Annotated in this window: 19 protein-coding genes and 1 pseudogene; 5 read left to right on the top strand and 15 right to left on the bottom strand. The window is 43.6% G+C overall.

What is annotated here, in order from left to right; genetic code table 11:
- The first annotated feature begins 37 nt into the window (after window positions 1-37).
- The 3 genes from CHA6605_RS29260 to CHA6605_RS29250 all read left to right on the top strand — a co-directional run bounded on the left by CHA6605_RS29260 (window position 38) and on the right by CHA6605_RS29250 (window position 4,627).
- Window positions 38-1,168: an ABC transporter permease gene (locus tag CHA6605_RS29260; protein ID WP_015328783.1), complete on the top strand. Its 1,131-nt coding sequence runs from the start codon at window positions 38-40 to the stop codon at window positions 1,166-1,168.
- Between the two features lie 232 nt (window positions 1,169-1,400).
- Window positions 1,401-2,738, top strand: a complete 1,338-nt coding sequence (locus tag CHA6605_RS29255; RefSeq protein WP_015328782.1) for an MFS transporter — start codon at window positions 1,401-1,403, stop codon at window positions 2,736-2,738.
- A 377-nt stretch (window positions 2,739-3,115) separates the two neighbouring features.
- A complete protein-coding gene (locus CHA6605_RS29250) occupies window positions 3,116-4,627 on the top strand; it encodes an AAA family ATPase (RefSeq protein WP_015328781.1) in 1,512 nt (503 codons plus the stop codon).
- 92 nt (window positions 4,628-4,719) lie between these two features.
- Here the strand turns inward: CHA6605_RS29250 and CHA6605_RS29245 are convergent, their stop codons facing one another.
- From CHA6605_RS29245 to CHA6605_RS33360, 9 genes and pseudogenes are all read right to left on the bottom strand, one after another.
- Window positions 4,720-4,974 (bottom strand): hypothetical protein, encoded by a 255-nt coding sequence (locus CHA6605_RS29245; protein WP_015328780.1) that lies wholly within the window; start codon window positions 4,972-4,974, stop codon window positions 4,720-4,722.
- 91 nt (window positions 4,975-5,065) lie between these two features.
- The gene (locus CHA6605_RS29240; protein WP_015328779.1) at window positions 5,066-5,587 is read right to left on the bottom strand and encodes a cupredoxin domain-containing protein; all 522 of its coding nucleotides are present in this window, start codon (window positions 5,585-5,587) and stop codon (window positions 5,066-5,068) included.
- Window positions 5,584-7,848 (bottom strand): heavy metal translocating P-type ATPase, encoded by a 2,265-nt coding sequence (locus tag CHA6605_RS29235; RefSeq protein ID WP_015328778.1) that lies wholly within the window; start codon window positions 7,846-7,848, stop codon window positions 5,584-5,586. Before CHA6605_RS29235 ends, CHA6605_RS29240 begins: the two co-directional genes overlap by 4 nt.
- A gap of 67 nt (window positions 7,849-7,915) precedes the next feature.
- A complete protein-coding gene (locus tag CHA6605_RS29230) occupies window positions 7,916-8,413 on the bottom strand; it encodes a DUF1269 domain-containing protein (protein ID WP_015328777.1) in 498 nt (165 codons plus the stop codon).
- Between the two features lie 46 nt (window positions 8,414-8,459).
- Entirely contained in the window at window positions 8,460-10,202 is a 1,743-nt protein-coding gene (locus tag CHA6605_RS29225) for a multicopper oxidase family protein (RefSeq protein ID WP_015328776.1), read from the bottom strand.
- Window positions 10,203-10,421: 219 nt separating this feature from the next.
- A complete protein-coding gene (gene fldA / locus CHA6605_RS29220; protein ID WP_015328775.1) occupies window positions 10,422-10,931 on the bottom strand; it encodes a flavodoxin FldA in 510 nt (169 codons plus the stop codon).
- 157 nt (window positions 10,932-11,088) lie between these two features.
- Window positions 11,089-11,306 (bottom strand): annotated as a pseudogene (locus CHA6605_RS29215) (heavy-metal-associated domain-containing protein).
- Window positions 11,307-11,405: 99 nt separating this feature from the next.
- Window positions 11,406-12,239, bottom strand: coding sequence for a DUF305 domain-containing protein (locus CHA6605_RS33365; RefSeq protein WP_086936357.1), 834 nt, complete (start codon window positions 12,237-12,239; stop codon window positions 11,406-11,408).
- A gap of 196 nt (window positions 12,240-12,435) precedes the next feature.
- Entirely contained in the window at window positions 12,436-12,786 is a 351-nt protein-coding gene (locus CHA6605_RS33360) for a four-helix bundle copper-binding protein (protein ID WP_015328772.1), read from the bottom strand.
- A gap of 371 nt (window positions 12,787-13,157) precedes the next feature.
- Between CHA6605_RS33360 and CHA6605_RS29205 the strand changes: the two genes are divergently transcribed.
- Window positions 13,158-13,337: a hypothetical protein gene (locus CHA6605_RS29205; RefSeq protein ID WP_015328771.1), complete on the top strand. Its 180-nt coding sequence runs from the start codon at window positions 13,158-13,160 to the stop codon at window positions 13,335-13,337.
- A 109-nt stretch (window positions 13,338-13,446) separates the two neighbouring features.
- Here the strand turns inward: CHA6605_RS29205 and CHA6605_RS29200 are convergent, their stop codons facing one another.
- Window positions 13,447-13,875, bottom strand: coding sequence for a MerR family transcriptional regulator (locus CHA6605_RS29200; RefSeq protein WP_015328770.1), 429 nt, complete (start codon window positions 13,873-13,875; stop codon window positions 13,447-13,449).
- A gap of 92 nt (window positions 13,876-13,967) precedes the next feature.
- Here CHA6605_RS29200 and CHA6605_RS34755 point away from each other — a divergent pair, with 92 nt between their 5' ends.
- Entirely contained in the window at window positions 13,968-14,129 is a 162-nt protein-coding gene (locus tag CHA6605_RS34755) for a hypothetical protein (RefSeq protein WP_015328769.1), read from the top strand.
- 54 nt (window positions 14,130-14,183) lie between these two features.
- On the opposite strand, the gene CHA6605_RS29195 is transcribed toward CHA6605_RS34755, so the two are convergent.
- The 5 genes from CHA6605_RS29195 to CHA6605_RS29180 form a co-directional block, all read right to left on the bottom strand.
- Window positions 14,184-14,693 (bottom strand): hypothetical protein, encoded by a 510-nt coding sequence (locus tag CHA6605_RS29195; protein WP_015328768.1) that lies wholly within the window; start codon window positions 14,691-14,693, stop codon window positions 14,184-14,186.
- Window positions 14,694-14,828: 135 nt separating this feature from the next.
- On the bottom strand, window positions 14,829-15,305 hold the full coding sequence (locus tag CHA6605_RS29190) for a DUF2808 domain-containing protein (protein ID WP_015328767.1): 477 nt from the start codon (window positions 15,303-15,305) through the stop codon (window positions 14,829-14,831).
- 341 nt (window positions 15,306-15,646) lie between these two features.
- A complete protein-coding gene (locus tag CHA6605_RS29185; RefSeq protein ID WP_015328766.1) occupies window positions 15,647-16,174 on the bottom strand; it encodes a hypothetical protein in 528 nt (175 codons plus the stop codon).
- A gap of 350 nt (window positions 16,175-16,524) precedes the next feature.
- The gene (locus CHA6605_RS35290) at window positions 16,525-16,698 is read right to left on the bottom strand and encodes a hypothetical protein (protein ID WP_015328765.1); all 174 of its coding nucleotides are present in this window, start codon (window positions 16,696-16,698) and stop codon (window positions 16,525-16,527) included.
- 98 nt (window positions 16,699-16,796) lie between these two features.
- The gene (locus CHA6605_RS29180; protein ID WP_015328764.1) at window positions 16,797-19,904 is read right to left on the bottom strand and encodes an efflux RND transporter permease subunit; all 3,108 of its coding nucleotides are present in this window, start codon (window positions 19,902-19,904) and stop codon (window positions 16,797-16,799) included.
- Between the last annotated feature and the right edge of the window lie 86 nt (window positions 19,905-19,990).

Genomic DNA, 19,990 nt, shown 5'->3' with positions numbered 1-19,990 from the left:
CCAAGCTCCCCATCCTCCTAACTTCAAAGCTCCTACAATGTTCGTTAAATTCCTGCGTTCTGTCATCCCTGGATCTTTCTGGGCACTAGTGGTTAAGGAAGTTCGAGAAATTCTCAGGAGCAAAGAGCTAGTTATCTTATTGACCCTGGCACCGATCCTGCAAATTTTGCTGTATGGGTTTACTCTTAACCCCGATACCACCAAAATCAACTTAGGAGTTGTAGACTACGCCCATGTCGCCGAAAGCCGAGAACTAATTTCTGCATTAACTGAAAATAAAGTATTTGTGTTGAAACAGTATCAACCCAGCCAAGCCAAACTTGGCGAACAAGTGCGAGAGGGTAATATTACCATTGGGTTAGTCATTCCACCGAATTTTAAGCGACAGTTGGATCGCAATCGACCCGCAGATCTCCAGATTCTGGTCGATGGGGTCGATGCAAATACAGCAGGCATTGCCAGTGCCTATCTCCTGCGTATTCTTCAGGAACATGGTCGTCAATTGCTGCCTAATATTGCTCTACCTTTAATTCGTCCAGCACATACGTTTTTGTATAACCCTGGCTTAATCAGCGGTTGGTTTTTTGTACCAGGAGTGATTGGGATTACCCTCACGCTGGTTAGTTCCCTTGTTTCTGCGCTCACGGTCATTCGCGAGAAAGATGTCGGAACTTTGGAGCAGTTGTTGATGACACCTGCCGCCATCTGGGAAATTCTACTCGCGAAAATTGTCCCACTTTTTATATTGCTGATGGGCACGTTTTCGATCGCGTTGGGAGTGGCCCGACTCGTATTTGGGGTGCCATTACGCGGCAATTTATTCCTGCTATTATTGCTATCTGGTCTGTATTTATTTGTGGGGATTGGGATTGGAATTTTGTTAGCAACGGTTTCTAAAAATCAACAGCAGGTCGTCTTGACGGCATTTTTTGCCAATATTCCATTGATTCAACTTTCAGGGGCGATCGCGCCGATCGATAGTATGCCTGAATTCCTTCGTTACCTGTCCATTCTCAATCCTTTACGGCATTATATCCGCATTTTACGGGGCATTTTACTCAAGGGAATCGGCATCGACATGCTCTATCCTAACGTTTTCGCATTATTGCTGTTTGCTGCTTTTTTCTTAACTATCAGCATTCGTCAATTTCGGAAACAATTAACATAGCTCCATTATTTACAAAGATCGGTTGATGATTTTCATCTAGATTTCATCTGAGGCTGTCAAACTGATAATAATGTCAAATTTACATATACCCAAAAAACAATAGCATTACTCACATCTTGCACCAATTTTAGATCGGCAATACCGAAAAATCGACCGATCGATAGTTTTTTACTTGAGTTGTGGTATCGATCGTTAGGCTAGAGATAGATAGTAGGCGAACAACTTAGCAATTATGAAACAGTATCCTCGATGGCTTCAAGGATTGGAAAATCCTAACTTTGCCAGACTGTATCTAGCCCAGACGATCAATCTCGTGGGAGACTCGCTAACTTGGGTAGGATTGGCATTATTAGCATTTGAGTTAGCTGGAGTGCAAGCCGGAACGGTATTGGCAGGAGCACTAACACTGCGGGTAACGGCATTTGTCGTGCTTTCGCCCATCGCTGGAGCGATTGCCGATCGAGTCGATCGTAAATGGTTGATGGTTGTGACTCACCTAGCGCGAATGGTCATTGTCTGTCTGTTACCCTTCGTCACTCAGATCTGGCAAATCTACGCGCTCGTGCTGTCTCTCAATGTATTTTATGCGTTCTTCGCGCCGACCTATACTGCCACTATTCCGCTGGTGACGACCGCAGCAGAACGTTCGCAAGCGATCGCCTTATCTAGTGCCACCTATCAGCTTCTCGGCGTGTTAGGGCCTGGTTTAGCTGCGAGTATCGCTGCATTTGTGGGTACCAGACAAGTCTTTTTTCTCGATGGCATCACCTTTTTAATTGCCACAATCCTGATTGTGACCTTACCTGGACAACTGATGGTCGATCGGCACCAACAAACAGCTAGAACCGTTAACAGAACTCTAGAGGATATTCGGATGGGCACGGTTTGTCTGTTCGCCGATCCGCCGATTCGATACGCACTGATACTTCAATTAGTTGCGGCAATCGCGGGAGCCGAAATTCTCGTCAATACAGTTGGTTACGTCCAAGGCGTACTTCATTTTGGCAAGATTGAATATGGCTGGGTGATGGCAGCATTTGGGATCGGGGCAACACTTGCATCGATTGGTTTGGGTAATTTCCAGCAGAGAGTTAGCCCGATGTTGTGGATGAGTATCGGGGCTGTGCTGATTACGTTGGCTTTACTACCTGCAAATCTCGTAAATTTGGGCGGATTATTGGTATTGTGGGCGATCGCTGGAGTCGGACAAACGCTAGTAAATGTGCCCACTCAAACTTTAATAGCCGATCGAGTTGATGTTGAAGTTCAAGGACGAGTGTACGGTGCCCATTTTGCCTGGAGTCATCTCTGGTGGGCGATCGCTTATCCACTAGCAGGCTGGATGGGCAGTAATTTACCCGCTCGGAATTTTTTCTACACTAGCTTAATCGGTGCTGGATTATTAGTCGTCGTGTATGTAGCTTTCAAACCTCGTCACCTAACTGATTTACAAGCTGGGCTATGGCACGAGCACGAACACAGCTACGACGAAGAGCATCTTCACAAACATTCCCCACATCTGAGCAAACGAAGTCCGCACCATCACTTACATTTTCATCCCGAAGCTTAATGGGCAAGTAGCCCTTATAAAATTCATTCGATAGCTTTTTAGACGATTGTCTGCCTCTACATCTAGTATGGATTAACGCTCATTACAAATAGTGTCAAATCCGAGCGACTAGTCTCTTGGGTGTTTAGACTAAATTCGTTCGGTCTAAACACCCCAATAAGGTGTATCAGGTGGATAAATGTCCATCTAACTACCCCAAATCGGTGCAATAGACTGATGCTGTCAGTCTAAATAATATTTAGATCTCTGAGCTATCGGTGGGGACGCAGAAGAGGAGGTTAGCGGTGAGATACGACAATCACAAATAATCATGGGTAGCCTAAAATTAGGAAGGCTTGAGATTTTTCATAAGTTAGGCGGCGAAACCACAGGAAAATATGTCAATTTCTCAACAACGATTGCATAAGCTAGAGATAAAAAAGCTCAAGAATGTCAAAGACGTTTGCATTTCATTTGAGAGTAGAAATATAACAGGTATCCTTGGTCCAAACGGGTATGGAAAATCAACTATTCTTCATGCCCTAGCCTGCTGCTTTCAACCACCAACTGAAGGACAAGAAGACTATAAATTTAGCAACTTTTTTCTGCCAAGCCCTGATGCGTTATGGGAAGGTAGTGAGTTAAAGCTAGTCCATACGTACAGGCAGTCATCTCACCTACACGAAAATGTAGAGCAGATCTACGGAAAGAGTAGCGATCGGTGGAAACCAATATATAAAAGACGACCTACAAGGAATGTACATTACTTCGGCGTAGATAGTTGTGTTCCACTCATCGAAGCAGAAAAACGAAATGTAAAAATCAACTACTCAACCAAGAATATAAGTGAAGATATTGTTACTACGATACTAGAAAAAGCATCTTATTGTCTCAACAGGCAATATACGGCTTATAATATTCATGACCCTGGCAAAGGGAGGAAATTTATTGGCGTTGAAGCTAACGGGATTAGATACTCTGCCCTGAGCATGAGTGCCGGAGAACAAAAAATATTTTTACTACTAGAAAGAGTTTTTAGAGCAGCGAAAAATAGCCTTATTCTTATAGATGAACTCGATCTCCTTTTACATGATTCAGCAATGAAGAATCTAATAAAAGTGGTATCTGAAAGAGCACTAAGCTATAATCTTCAAGTGATATTCACGACGCATAGAGAATCAATCATTGAGTTGTCAGACTTAATTAATATAAGGCATATCTTTGGCACCTCAGAAAAAACCCTATGCTTTGACGATACAAAACCAGATGCAATAAATCGTTTGACAGGGACTCAGCCTAGATTACTTGAGGTTTTTGTTGAAGACGATCTTGCCGTAACAATCATCAAAAAGGTGGCAGGTCAATTAGGTATTTCTAGGCATGTTTCCGTACAAAGATTTGGCGCAGCTATCAATTGTTTTACAGTCCTAGCTGGATTACGCCTACGCGGTGAAAATTGCGAGTATAATATGTTTGTGCTAGATGGAGATGTTTATAGAACCGAAGAAGAACAGGAGGCACGATTAAAAGCTGTTTTAACTGGAAATGATGAACATGCAAAATCACTTCGGAAGCTTAGTCTTGAAAAAATAAAATGTTTGAATCTTCCAGAAAATACTAAACCCGAAAAGTACATTCACAGCGTAGTTATTAGCTTAGAAGGCACTGATAATAACGAATTCAATGAAATAATTGGGGTAGCAAAGCAGATCGTAGCTGTTGATGACAGCCATAAGTATGTAGACGATATAATAAACAGACTTGATTGGAATAGAGATGTTGGGTTATCAAAAATCATCGATCTCTTTAGCTCCACCCAAGAGTGGATCGGCTATGTTGCTAATGTGAAAGATTGGTTAACTTTACAGATACCACTAGTGGAGGAAACTACATCGTCGCGCGAGGTCTAACAATCCCGTTGCACACTGACCGAATCAAGTTGGTTGGTGAATCCAAGAGGTTACTGACGGCGGGTGAACGGGGTCGTTATGCAGAATCAAGATTATGCAACTTCTTTGGCTGGAGTGTAACTGTGACCGTTTCTAGCTGGCGATTCGGCAAAGCCGACGCTATGGGATCTCCGATCGCGTGTATTAGACGACACTGCTGCATCTGCAATTAAAGCTAATGAATTGGCCGCAATCCCATAAAATGCCTCGATCGCGACAAATAAAGTATTTAGAGTGACACTTGTAATAAAAGCGCGATTGTAATTTCCGCTCCCGTGCGGATGTTCGCTGCCGTGGTTGTGTGTCATACCTTATGCTGTTGAGAAACGATAAAACTAGAGTGAATTTATGACAAAAGAGATCGTGAATTATGTTCTCCCCAATCGAGTAACTGCGACATTATGTTGCGGTGACTTCAATAACGCCACGAAACATTCTCATCCCACAAGTAAAAGCATATTCACCTACCTGCTTTGGAGTAAATTCAACAGTTGTTGTCTGCCCGACAGGTAAGCGGGTGCTAATTCCAAAATCGGGAATTAATACTTCATCCAGACAAGAATTACTGTCTAACCGATGAAACGACAACCGCACGGGTTCACCGTTGTTAACAACAACTCGATCGGGACGATAGCCCCCATCAACTGTTACTAATACTTCTTGCACCCCATTAGTTTGGATTGCTTGTTGTTTTTGTTGTTTGCGTCCCAGAAACCACCAGAGTTCGGCACCAATCAGAGTTAGTCCGCCAAGTACCACGCCAACTTTGATGGGTAAAGGCTGCTCGATCTGACGAAACGTGCGGTCTGAAGTTGAGGGTTGCATTTGCATTGGCGATCCTCCACCCATTTGAGCGTTGGCGGAGCCGCTCATTTGAAGTATCGAGAGCATTGCCCCAATCGAGATTGCTGCCAGTTTCATATTTTTACTCCTTTTAATCTCAAAGCATTGAGGACGACTGAAATCGAGCTAAATGCCATCGCCGCACCCGCGATCGCTGGATTGAGCAACCAGCCCGTAATCGGGAACAGAATCCCCGCCGCGATCGGGATGCCTAGTACGTTATAGCCTAGTGCCCAGAATAGATTCTGCTGGATATTTTGCATCGTGGCGCGACTGAGCCGAATTGCCGTCACAATCCCCTGTAAGTCCCCCGAAATCAGCGTGATGTCACTTGCCGCGATCGCGACATCCGTACCCGTGCCGATCGCCATCCCAACATCAGCCTGAGCGAGTGCGGGGGCATCATTAATACCATCTCCAACCATTGCCACAACCTTTTTCTCTTTTACTTGCAAAGTCCGAATCGTCTGGGCTTTTTGGTCGGGGCGAACTTCGGCTAAGATTCTGGTAATCCCGACTCGATCGGCGATTGCTTTGGCGGTGCGTTGATTATCACCAGTTAACATCACGACCTCGATCCCCATTTTTTGTAGGGTTTGAATCGCCTTAGCAGAGTTGGGTTTAACAGTATCAGCAACAGCGATCGCGGCTTGTAAATGACCATTAACAGCAGCGAATACCACAGTTTTTCCGGCATCCTCCCACCCGTCTTTCTGTGTTTGGAATACGGCTGAATTGATGTTCATTTCATCGAACCAGCGTTGGGTACCAATCAGAACTTGTTGCTGTTCGACAATACCTTTGACACCACTTCCCGCAATCGCTTCAAATCGACCGACAGTTGGTAATTGTAAGTCTTTATTTTGCTCGCGGGCGTATTGAAGTAAGGCTTCAGCCAGGGGATGTTCGGAGTTACTTTCTAAAGCACCGATCGATCGCCATAAAGCCAGTGGAGCTAGAATATTCGCACTAGTAGGAACGAGATCTAGCATGGAAGAAGTATCGGTGACAACAGGCTTACCCTGAGTAATGGTACCCGTTTTATCCAACACGATCGTCTGGATTTGACGAGCGAGTTCGAGACTTTCGGCAGCTTTAATCAGAATGCCATTTTCTGCTCCCTTGCCAATACCGACGGTAACTGAGGTGGGCGTTGCTAAACCCAAAGCGCAGGGACAAGCGATAATTAATACACCGACCATTGTGACGATCGATAGAGTAAAATTGCCGATCGTTAGAAACCAGACTACGAAAGTTGTCACAGCGATCGCCAGAATTACCGGAACGAACCAGCTAGTAATGTTATCGGCTAGTTTTTGGATTGGGGCTTTAGAATTTTGCGCTTGTTGGACTAATTTGACAATCTGAGCTAGGGCGGTATCTTTGCCGATTTTAGTCGCCCGAAACTGAAAGCTACCCATTTTATTGAGAGTTGCACCGACAACTTCATCGCCGACTTGTTTAGTTACTGGAAAACTTTCGCCAGTGAGCATCGACTCATCCACAGTGGAATATCCCGATACAACTTCACCATCGACAGGAATTTTCTCACCAGGACGTACTACGACAATATCTGTAAGAGCAACTTCCGCGATCGGAATGTCAAGTTCTCTACCATCCCGCACCACCCGTGCAGTTTTTGCCTGTAACCCCATCAATGCCTGAATCGCTGACGACGTGGCTCCTTTGGCACGATTTTCCAACCATCTTCCCAACAGCGTCAAGGTGATAATCATCGCCGTCGCTTCATAGTAGACTTCTGCGGATAATCCTTGTGTTGTGAAGTAACGAGGATCGATCGTTACCCAGAGTGAATAGAAAAAGGCGATACTCGTGCCGAGCGCAATCAGGGTATTCATATCAGCGGTACGGTGGCGAAATGCCTTCCATGCCGATATTTGGAATTCCCTACCTACCCAAAACTGTACGGGTGATGCTAGTACTAGCTGTACCCAGGGATTTTCCAGTTTAACTAAGAAGGATGGAAGTGTGAGATTAAAATGGCTCAAACTGCCGATGACCAGCAGTACACTGAGAATTGCCCCGACTAGAACTCTGCGCTGAAGATTTCGCTCTTCTAGTTGTTGTTGACTATTTCCGAGGTCGTCTTCACTGCTGAGATCTGCGGGGATAATTTGCGCCTCATACCCAATATCAACAACTGCTTTAGTGATGATGTTAATATTAGTCTGCTTGGGATCGTAGCGAACGCTGGCTCGATCGATACTAAAATTGACGTTACCTTCTACTACCCCTGGCACATTCAGGATTGCTTTCTCGATACTGTTGGCACAGGAGGCACAACTCATCCCCTTGAGTTTTAGATTTAGATCTTCCATATATTTCAACTCAGTTATTCGATCGATCCAAGCGCGTTATCAATCTGTAAAATTATCTATTTTTTTGTTAAAGTACCACTAATTCATGCTTTATTAGAGCAGCTTGTAATTTTGCTTCATCCTCTCTTGATAATGAAGTCCGTAAAACTTTGCCATCAAACTTACTTAAAGCTGCTAAAACTTTATCGGGTGTTGCTTTTCTCACCAACACAAAGATGGCGGAAGTTCCAGGCTCAATCGTGCTACCAATATCGTGAATAAAATTGTCATCAATCCCGACATCGGTTAATGCTCCTGAAATTGCTCCAGCGGCTGCACCTAAGACAGCCAAGATTGGATGGAAGAAAATGATGCCCAGCAGCAATCCCCAATAGCCTCCACTTACGGCACCATCAGCTACAAGTTCTTGAGCTTGCTTGATTTTAACTTTACCTTGTTGATTTCTGACCACAACAGCCGCATCTTCCAAGTCGATTAAATACTCTAGTTCGAGTCTCTTCAGCTCGATTAAAACCTCGTCTGCTTTGAACTCATCTTTGAAGCCGACAACAATTAGATCGCTCATGATTTTCCCAGTAAATAAACTCGATTATTTGAGATAGATAGAATACTCAGGCATTGACTCGATAATTCCGCATCATCCCAGCATCTTCATGTTCTAAGTTATGGCAATGGTAGGTAAATAAGCCGCTGTATTTATCAAATTTCATTAGCAATTTGACTCGCTCACCTGGCATCACCATTACAGTGTCCTTGAAGCCTTCATCCACATAGCCATCCTTAACTGTTTGCCATCCGGCGGCAAGTTCTGGCAAAACTTGGCGACTGATGACTTGAAACTGCACGCCGTGTAGATGAATGGGATGCGCCATCCCCTTGGCATCCATCATCGCGCCAGGATTGAGTTTGTTGATAATCTCCCACTGCTCGATCGAATTTAACTTGACAGTTTCCTGCGGTGTGGCGGTAGTCATTTCAAAGGGTTGCCCGTTCATCACCCATTTCATCCCTTGGAGCGAAAGCTCAACGGGGCGAGGTTGGGCAGCATTAGTAGCATCTTCTGGACGCAATAAGGGTAGAGCGGCTAGTTTGTTGGGAAGCTGCAAAGTTTCTGTTTCCGTCCGCGCGATCTTGACGTTAAATAGGGTCATCGCCGCACCAAGTTCTGGGGCATTACCAGAACTCATCCCGCCCATACTATTCCCACCGACATTCTCGGCTCCAGAGAAAGCCAGACTATTGAGAGCTAATTGCGTTCCAACTTTCAGCTTGCTAAAGTCTGCCCAAACATCGAGCCGCTCGCCTGGAGCCAGCATCACATACTTGCGAGTGACAGGTTGACTCAGCAAGCTCCCATCAGTGCCGATAAGGGTCAAGGGATCGCCATTACTCCATGCCAGCTTGTAGATGCGGGCGTTAGAACCATTGAGGATGCGGAGGCGGTAGACTCGCGTTGCCGCAGCCAGGGTAAAGTCGGGCTTGCCATTGATAAAAATCTTTTCACCTAAAAAGCCCATCATGCTGCTCATGTTACCCATGCTGCCACCAGACTGATTTGAGTTGCCCTGTGACATGCTACCCATGCCGCCCATTCCCTCCATGCCATCGTTACGAGGTGTACCGATTTTGCTGCCCAAATAAAGGAGTTGGTTACTGGCATCTAAGGTACGATCTTGCAGGACGATCGGCACTTCATAAGCACCTGCTGGTAGTTTGAGAGCGGCTTCTTCTGGATCTGTGACGATAAACAGCCCCGCTAAGCCAGCATAAGCTTGTTGCCCTGTCAGCATATCTGGATGCGGATGAAACCAGTTCATCCCCGCCCGATTAACAACCTCAAACTCATATACATAGGTTTGTCCAGGTTGAATTGCAAAACGAGGATGTCCGTCCATGTCTTCTGGCAAAATTAAGCCATGCCAATGCACGATACTACTTTGCCCTTGGGGTAGGTTATTTTGGAAGTTGACTCGGACGCGCTGACCTTGCCGAACGCGAATAATCGGGCCTAAATAACTATCGGGAACAGCTTGTAAGCTGTTTGGGTCGCCTTTGACTAGCTCTGCTGCATAAGACCAAACTTGGGTTGGTTGTCCAGCGAGGATTTGCACCGTTTTCGGTGCAGCCTTGAGGTTAATTTCTAGATCGGGAGTAAATTTCGGATTCGGAGTGCGGGCTACAGTATTATTCTCAGGTAGTTTCGTGGTAGAAGATGGAGACGAACAACTCGATAGTAGACTGTGAATGCCACTGCTAAGGATCAGTCCGCTGGCAATGCCACCCCCTCGAATGAAACTGCGACGAGTGAGGGGGTATTGATGACTGCCTGTAGGGGGCAGCTCGTTCTTATTCATGAAGATACCACTAAGGTTATTTTGTCCGATTAGATCTTACAGATCGAATGTTATTGAGATAGTAAATCTAACTTGACTTCCAGTTTGACAGCCTGAGATGAAATTCAAATGAATTTAGCTTAGACTGTCAAACTATTTCTACAAGAATTAGTCGAAAATACCTTATTAAGATAGTTTTGACTATAGATTTTGAGAAATACCAATCCTCAATAGTGATGCTCAGACACCAAAGGCTTGTTTGACCTGACTCGACCAAGTTTTGATGCGCGACTCGGTTAAATCTCCTTGGTTATCTTCATCTAGTGCTAAACCAATGAATTTACCGTTGCGGACACCCCGTGACTCATTAAAGTCATAACCATCAGTCGGCCAAGCACCAACAGTCTTACCACCTAGCGCGCTAATTTTTTCTTCGAGAATCCCGATCGCGTCCATGAAGCTATCAGGATAGCCAGTTTGGTCGCCAACCCCAAAGTAAGCTACGGTCTTATTATTAAAATCAATATCATCCAAGTCTGAAAAGAAATCTTCCCAGTCGCTTGACAACTCACCGACATTCCATGTTGGTGCGCCGATAATTAGATCTTGGTAGTCAGCAAAATCAGCACCTGTGGCATCTGCTATTTCATGGATATCTACAACATCGCTACCTAGTTGTTCTTGAATCATCAAGGCAATCGATTCTGTCTTGCCTGTTTGAGTACCATAAAAAAGACCGATTTTAGACATATATATAGCTCCAATTAGCTTTGATAATCGGCAATGTCAGTACCATTACTGACACAATCGATCGATGAATTTTGGGTAATTTAGCAAACTGGCGATCGTTTATGCAAAGTCAAGGTATCAATCAGGGAGATTTCTCCGTTTGGAACTCTAATTTATGCTAATTTACTTGGTAGCCAGCCGCTGTAATAGCACTCTCGATCGCTGATTGAGAGGCTTGAGTCTCAATCTTGACTTGCTTGGTTTTGGGATCGGCTTGCACGGTTGCTGTCGGATCGTTGGCGTAGCCTACCGTTAGGTAATCGCTATTACTGCCTTGGAGATCGTTTCACTACAGGCAGAGCAAGCCATGTTAGGAATGTTTAGTTGGATAGTCATTGTTCGTTGGTAGTTTGATGAGCGCGTTTTAGATGTACTTATGCTTATTCTCAACTCTCTAGTCCGCTAGAGAGTCAAGCGGATCGATAAACTTTAAATTTAAGTGTTATTTGGTAGGTTGGATTTATACCAACTTTGGTACCATTTTTGCATCTGAGCGATCTCGGCAGTTTGAGCCTTAATAATCGACCGAGCTAATGTCTGAATTTCTGGCGATTTGGTCGTCCGTAACACCATCTGACTCATCTCGGTTGCTGTCCGGTGATGGACACTCATCTGCTGCAAAAATTCTTTATCGAAATCAGCGGCATTTTTGAGAGCATTCATATCCATTTTCATGCCATTCATGCCATTCATGCCATTCATGCCATTCATCGAATTGCCATCCTTGCCCATCATTCCACCACCCATTGCCATCGCGGGAATTTCTGTGCCATAGGATGTCTTATAAAGGGCTGCCATTGTTTGAATCTCGCTCTTTTGGTCTTTGATAATCGATCGAGCTAGTTGTTTGATTTCAGGACGCTTGGCACGGGTTAGGGCTAAATCCGCCATTTCAAGTGCTTGCTTGTGATGGGCAGTCATCATGGTCAGAAAATCTCGATCGGAGATAGTTTGACTCGATGAGTTTGGAGATGAACTGACAGAAGGATCGGTCGTGGGTGTAGTCGCTGTTGTTGATGGCGATGAGCTGGGAGCTGAACTTACGGCTGGACTAGTCGTGGTCGTGGTCGTAGTATCTGTTGTTGATGGCGATTGCGCTGTGCGATTGGAACATGCCGCCAATCCGCTGCTCAAAAAGATGGCAGCGATCGCAAATCCTACCCATATTTTTGGTGGAAATGTTGCTGGATTTGCCATTTTTCTATGATTCTCCACGGAAGAGGCGTTGCCAACGACGAATGCTCGATCTTGGTTATTACGCTCGGTCATAATTTTTTAGATATTTTAGTTGGATAGCGATGGGCAAATTTCTTGCGAGCCGATGGGAATTCTTTGGCAGAGCTTAGCCTTGGGTATTACAAAACGATAATCGTGCTCTTTTGGGTTTAGTTACTTTCTATTCTTGACCCTCTAGCTAACTAGAGGGTCAAGCAGAATCGCCAAACGCTAGATTAGGGATTTATTACTAATGTGCCATCGACATTTGACGGCAAGATTCGGCACAGCGACGACAAGACTCAGCACAGCGACGACAATGTTCGTGGTCGTGCTTGGCACATTCAGCAGCACAGCGATCGCAAGCATCGGCACAAACCGCGCATAATTGAGCGTGTAGGTCGGAAGTGCGACTCATAAACCGGGCACAAAGAGCGCAAAGATCGGCGCAATCGCGGCAGGCTTTGATGCAAGCAGCCATCATCTGCACCATGTCACTATCCAGACAGGCAGTGGTGCAAAATTCACAGTCTTGGAGACATTTTAGGCAGGCTTCAATACAAGCTTCGAGTTGAGAGTTACGAGATTGAGTAGTAGTCATCAGATTACTCCTTAAAAAACGTCTACAAACATTTTGATGTTTGCTGTATTAATCTTCACAAATAATTTGTAGTAAATAAATCAGCCTATTGGCATAGATTATTTAGTTTGTTTATTATCTTCAAGGCATTTAAAAGCATTGGATTTTGCTCTAACACACCAAGATGAAATTAAGGTGAAATCACATATTTGCATTGATAAATATTAGTAATTAAGCTTGTTATATTTTACCAAAAATTATTACCAACGTCACTTTTTACATCACGGACTTTTATTCTAAACATTATTTCAAGTCAGCTATTGACTCTACAGTCCAGTAGAAACTTTATAATGAAGGTAACAACTTAGAATAGAAAATTATCAAAGGTAATTATGTCGAAACAAATTAAACTAGCGATCGGATCGATCTTGGCATTAGCCACATTAGGATTAATAACAACTGGGGCGGCTTCTGCTCAAGAGCGCAGTTGCGGTGGTTGTTGTAAGAAAATGCAGTCACCAGTTAGCACGCCATCTTCATCTTATTCACCAGGTTATATCCGAGGTAAATAAATAACGATCTTAGTCTTTTAATGAGAGTGAAAATACTTTCATTAAAAGACTAAGATCGTTGGCAGAAAAATGAAGACGAACGCTCGAAATTGATATTTTATCTACAGAATTAATTGACAGTACTAGCTTCTAGCGATATCAATTCTTCAATTAGAGTGCAGACACTTTCACTATTAGGAAGATCTTCAGGATAGGTAGACCATCGTTCGCGGTGACTTTCCAATCTTTGTTTGGATTCGAGCAGCTTTTGAATCTCGATGTCTAAATGACTAATTTTTCGATCGATTAAATCTTTGACAATCGAGCAGACGGCTGTACCTCGATTGTGAGAATTGAAAATTTCTTGAATCTCAGTTAAAGAAAAATTGAGAGTTTGAGCTTTCTTGATGAACAATACTCGTTGCACGGCATTGTCATGGAAGTAGCGATAGCCGCTATCACTCCTAAGTGCTGGTTGTAGTAAGCCTAAACTCTCGTAGTAACGTAGGGTACTAACTTTCACTCCCGTTCGCTCTTTGAGATCGCCAATTTTCAGCATTGGTTCTACCGCATATAGTTTGCCTATCTTGCTTGACTCTCAAGCCAACTAGAGGGTTTATGATTGGGGGGTACTCAAGGATAATAGAAATTATGACCGCTAAAAATATTTTAAAAGCAACAGTAACTGCTGTAGCTATTGCCGTTGTGACTGCTGGAGCTGCTTTTGCTGCTGACTGTGGTTGTGGTAAATGTGCCAGTGGTTGCGATTGTGGCAGTGGTTGTAGTATGCCTAAAGTTGCACCTCGCCAGTAACTCTCGGAAGGAGGAGGAATCGCTCGTACATTCCTCCTCAAAAATGTATTTTAGTTATCGAACGAAATTGAAGCGACCGTCAGCTTTCTCACTACCAATCGTTGCAGTAATTTTGACTTGATATTGACCAGTGACTTTCTCTTTTAATACTGCTGCATAATGTTTACCACTGGCATCATAACTAAGTGGAACAGTTTTCAGTTTACCATCTGGTAACTGGACATCAGCCGTGACTTTTGCATTAGCAACAGCTTCATGATTGTCACCTTTTTGAAGGTATAAATCTAAGTGAGTTTCACTAGTTCCCTTCTCTGGAACGAACTCTAAGTGATATTTCCCCGATTCTACTACTTGTCCACCATTACTCTTCCCACCCTCACTACTTTGGGTTTTAGCTGTGGTTGTAGCTGGAGGTGTAGTTGTTACTGGAGATGCTGTTTCGGCTGAAGGTGTAGTAGCATTTGGATTCGCCGAATCACTATTTTTTGCCTCTTTGCTACAGGCTCCAAGTAATAATAGTCCAGAACTAGCTAACACAATAATTCCTGAAGTTAATGGTTTCATGTTTCACACTCCTAATTAAATATTTTGCTCGGATAAATATACTTCAGCAATAAAATCGATTGACCTATCCGCAGCTTTATCATATATGTAATATATAGATAGTGGTATCTGCATATCTAGCTTTAGAATACAAAATTAATCTGCTTGAGGAAAGTACGCTGTGCCAATAAAATTGGTTAGCCCATCTATAGTCTTGCCATAAACAGAATAGACAGACGATTGGAGCAGCATATTACGGTTTACACCATTAAAATCAATCCGTAATTTAGTATTAGGTGAGATCGGTTGACTGAAATTGATTAGCAGCCACCGACCTTGACGGGAAATTGGGGCTGGGATTAGTCTATTTCCATCTGTAATTTCAATTTTGATAGTTTGAAGCTCGAAATTTCTAGGAATATCAATCCATAACAGTGTTAATGCTTGACTGCTTGGGGGCACATGGACTTGAATAGTCTGGCGGACAGTCGCCCACCTAGTATTAGGAAACTCAAATTTACTATCTACATGGGGTGAAGTACTGTCGTCACCATTAGCACTTGCATAGCTGCCAATATTAACTGCTGTAGTTACTAAACCCCAAGTAGCGATAAATAGCCAGATTTTTTTCATTGCTTTAGACTCTCTTATCTCTCTATATATCAAATATAAATAGCTAAGATGAAATCCAGATGAAATGAAGAAATCTAGCTACTATTCGATCTATTTTCTAGGATCTGTAAAATCTGAACATATATAAATTAAGATGATGGATAGTAACAGATCTCAGCTTTTAATGTGTAACAACAGAAATAATTGCACTTAATTTCCTTAACTTTTATCATTATTTTTAATACCTGCAAACAACTAATTCCGTCGATCGAACTAAATTTAACAAAAGAGATAGTGAAGTCATTCACATATTTCACATCAAAAATTCTTAGATAACTTATGTCTTGATATTTTGCTGGATACTAAAATCGCTCCGTTCGCTCGAAATAGCCTCTACCTATAAAACTGCTTTGCCCATTTACAGATTTGCCATACACAAAATATTCCGGCAGTCTTACTAGCATATTTCGGCTGATACTATTAAAGGCGATCGACAACTTTGTGTCGGGAGCGATCGACCGCTCGAATTTTATTTGCAGCCACTGACCTTGACGAGAAATTAGAGCAGCAATCGTTCGTGTGCGTAAAATCTGATTTGTCAAATCTCGTTCGCTAAGCGTCGGCTCTGCCGAATCGGTAATTTCAATTTTGGCAGTTTGAGGCTTAAAATTTTCAGGAATATAAATCCATAATTTTGTCAATATTTGACTATGGCAGGGAACGTGTACCTGAATCGATGAGCAAACATTTATCCAGCTAGAGTTGGCATCGAATTTATCATCTACATGCGGTGAATGGCGATCAATATCATTGGCGTTTGCACGATCGCAACTATTAGAGGCGATAGTCAATCGACCTAAATAATTAATAGATTGGCAGATTTTTCCCATTACTTTAGCTCCCTAGCTCTATATTGACTATAAACGGTAAATTTCTAAGCTTGTCACCATTTAATCATCCATTTTAATAAAGTAGATCTATCTAAAATTATTCATTCAACTCGCTCCCTGGATGAGGGGGTGCTAGTACCACCCTGCCCGTATATAAAATAAATACACCCCCCTCATTGACGAAGCGGTCAAACTCAATTAAACATATTTAGTCAAATCGAGCCATCTTGAATGTGAATTTCCCGCTCGGTTTGAGTAGCGACTTTCGCTACACGATCGATATAGAGAGGCTCGAATAAATTCATCTATTTCAAGAAGATCGCACTCACTTGACAGACAAAACTTCAATTTCAATATAAAGGGTCGTCATAGGGAGGAATAGGATCGGTTTGTGCAACTAGCGATCGCTCGACAACCGATCGCTGACTATCTAATTTAGTCACCAAACACAATCTTAAAATTTTAGCGAGGTTATTAATTAGGAGTGCATTAGTCAAGGTTGTTTTTGTGCAAGTTTTTTTCATTATTGCGATCTTCTGATTTGGATACTAATCACTATAAATGTCAATTATGAAATTTAGATGAAATTTAAATCGACGAAGAATAAGTTTAAGCTACAAAATCAGTCCAGTTCTGGAATCGGACTAAGCTCGTGAGTCCGTTCGCTACTCTTGTTCACAATAAATCGACCAAATAGTGAATACAGAGCAGGTAAGACTAGGAGTGTGAGCGCAGTGGAAGTAAACAATCCGCCTAATACCACTACCGCCAAAGGCTGTAAAATCTCTTTACCCGCACCAGAACCGATTACCAGCGGTACCATTCCCAAGGCTGAAGCTAGTGCAGTGAGCAAAATTGCCACCAGCCGTTCCATCGAACCTTCGACGATTACATCTCTCAGGGGTAGTCCTTGTGCCAACCGATGATTATAGTTATCCACCAGTAGCAATCCGTTACGGGTAGCAACGCCAAACAAGGTAATAAAGCCCACCATCGAAGCAACCGAGATAATCCCCCCACTGCTAGCAACAGCAATTACACCACCAATTAGAGCTAGTGGCAGATTAATCATAATCATCAATGTGGCGGGAATGGAATTGACAGCAAAATAGATGAGAATTGCGATCGCGATGAGCGAAAATGCTCCAGCTACAAGCAAGGTTTGAGTGGCTTGCTCTTGAGCTTGAAACTGACCGCCAAACTGAATGTAATAGCCGCTGGGTAGAGCGATCTCTTTGACTTTCGATCGAACGTCAGTAATTACAGAACCTAAGTCTCGCCCAGAAACATTGGCGGAGACAATCAGCAATCGCGATACATTTTCCCGATTGATCGTACTGGGGCCGCTACCATATTCGACTTTGGCAACTTGCGCTAAGGGAATTTTTTGACCGCCTGGAATATCAACGAGTAAATTACCTAATACGTCCAAATTATTGCGGTATTTCTCATCTAGCCATACCACTAGATTAAATGTTTGTTGTTTTTCCAATACTTGAGAAACAGTGCGCCCATTTAGTCCAGTCTCGATCGTTTCGGCTAAGTCGCCAATACTCAAACCATACCGTGCGGCGGCAGCGCGATCGAATTTAATCTCTACTTGTTTGACTGGAATTTGGGGTTCCAACTGGAGATCGACAATCCCAGCAACTCCACCCATTGCAGTTTGCACTTGTTGCCCGATCGTGCGAAGTTGTGGTAATTCGGGGCCATAAATTTTCACCGCAATCGCACTTCTGACTCCCGATAGGATCTCATCCATCCGGTGAGAAATAAAGCCCCCAATATTAGTGGCTACCCCAGGTAATTTGTCGAGTTCCGATCTGAGACTAGCGATCGTTTTTTCACGATCTTTGTCGCCCTCTTCACTAATTTGGACATCTAATTCACCTGAATTTACCCCAGCCACATCCGCATCACCTTGAGCGAAACCCGCTCGAAACTGCATGGTGTCAAAGCGTTTATCATCTTTGAACGCCGACATTACAGCTAGAGCCGCTTGGTCTGTCGATTCCAATGATTGCCCAGGATAGAGAGTAAGCGCATTAACTAGCGATCGATCTTGAAACTCTGGTAAAAATACCTTCCCCAATCCAGGGAGAATGACCATTGCAGCGACAAATCCAGCTAGGGATATTCCCAAGACTATCTTCGGGAATTTCATTGCCAATAGCAGCAATGGTCGATAAAAACGGTGTGCCATTTTCTCGACGAAAGTTTCGGAGCTAAGTAATCTACGATTGGCTAGAAGTAAAGCACAAAGAGCGGGGGTGAGCGTCAAGGCGACTAATGTAGATGCCAAAATCGAAAGTAAATAAGCCATCCCCATCGGCGTAAAGATCCGTCCTTCTACTCCTGATAGTACGAAGATCGGAGCAAATACTACGGCAATAATTACTGTCGAAAATAATACGCTGACTCGAACTTCTACCGAGCCATTAAATACCACTTGGAGCGGTGGTAGTGGGTTCGCCGCGACCTGATTTTCTCGCAGCCTACGGTAGACATTCTCCATATCGACGATCGCATCATCGACTACAGATCCGATCGCGACTACCAAACCACCCAGCGTCATCGTATTTAAACCCTGTCCCGTCCAATTTAAAATAATTAATCCGAGTAATAGCGATAATGGTAAAGCACTCAGACTAATCAGTACCGTCCGCCAATTCATCAAGAAAATAATTAAGATTACTGAAACAATAATCGTCCCATCTCTTAAAGCCTCCTCAACATTTTTAATCGAGGCTTCAATAAATAGATCTTGGTCGAAAGTTTTAGTAAAGGTAATATCTTTAGGTAGTCCTGCTTTTAGCTCTGCCATTGCTGCTTCGACAGCTTTAACTACTGTAGGGGTATCGGCGACTGGCTGTTTAGTGACGGTCAAAATTAACGCCCGCTTACCGCGAAATAATCCGTCGCCACGGCGCAGTGCGGGAGCGATTTTGACATCGGCAACTTGTTCGAGTAATACTGGTGTGCCATTAATCGCTTTAATCGCCGATTTTTGGAGTTGTTCGATCGATTGAATTCTACCAATCCCGCGTACCAACATCTCGCGATCGGGACTAATCAAAAATCCGCCAGGAACGTTAGCATTAGAATTCTGGACAGCCTTGGTAACGTCAGCAACAGAGACATTAAATGCTTTAAGTTTATCTGGATCGATTAGCACCTGGTACTGACGCTCATCGCCACCATAAAGGAAGACATTACTTACCCCTGGTACGGCTAACAGGCGGTTGCGGACATCCCAATTCACCGCCCGCCAGACTTCCATCATGTCGTTACCCGAAAAGGCATATTTCACCGTCCAACCCAATGGCGAACTAACGGGTAAAATCTCTGGTTGTCCGACACCTTTGGGTAAAACACTTTGCACCCGCTGGAGCCGTTCGGTGACGAGTTGACGAGCGCGATAAATATCTGTTGACAAGCTAAATACAGCTTTGACTGAAGCAATTCCCACCGCTGAAGAGGAGCGGAGTGATTCTAATCCTGGAGTACCATTGATGGCACTTTCGATCGGGCGTGTTACCAGTGATTCTACTTCTTCAGGTGCTAATCCAGGCGCATCGGCTTGGATTTCTACTTGCGGCGGTGCAAAGCTAGGAAATACATCAAGGGGCATTTGTCCCAATACGCGCCACCCCCAGATGCTAATTAGCAGGGAAGCGATAACTATCAGCCACCGTTGGGCGATCGACCATTTGACAATTGTATTAAGCATCGTGAGTACCTGTTACCGATCTTGAATGTTCGTAATTTTCTCTAGAGCAAAGGTGATGCTAACAATACTGTAATGATGGTTGGTAG

Origin of the sequence: Chamaesiphon minutus PCC 6605, assembly GCF_000317145.1 — a bacterium.
Classification (GTDB): Bacteria; Cyanobacteriota; Cyanobacteriia; order Cyanobacteriales; family Chamaesiphonaceae; genus Chamaesiphon; species Chamaesiphon minutus.
This window is presented reverse-complemented; position numbering and strand designations above follow the sequence as displayed.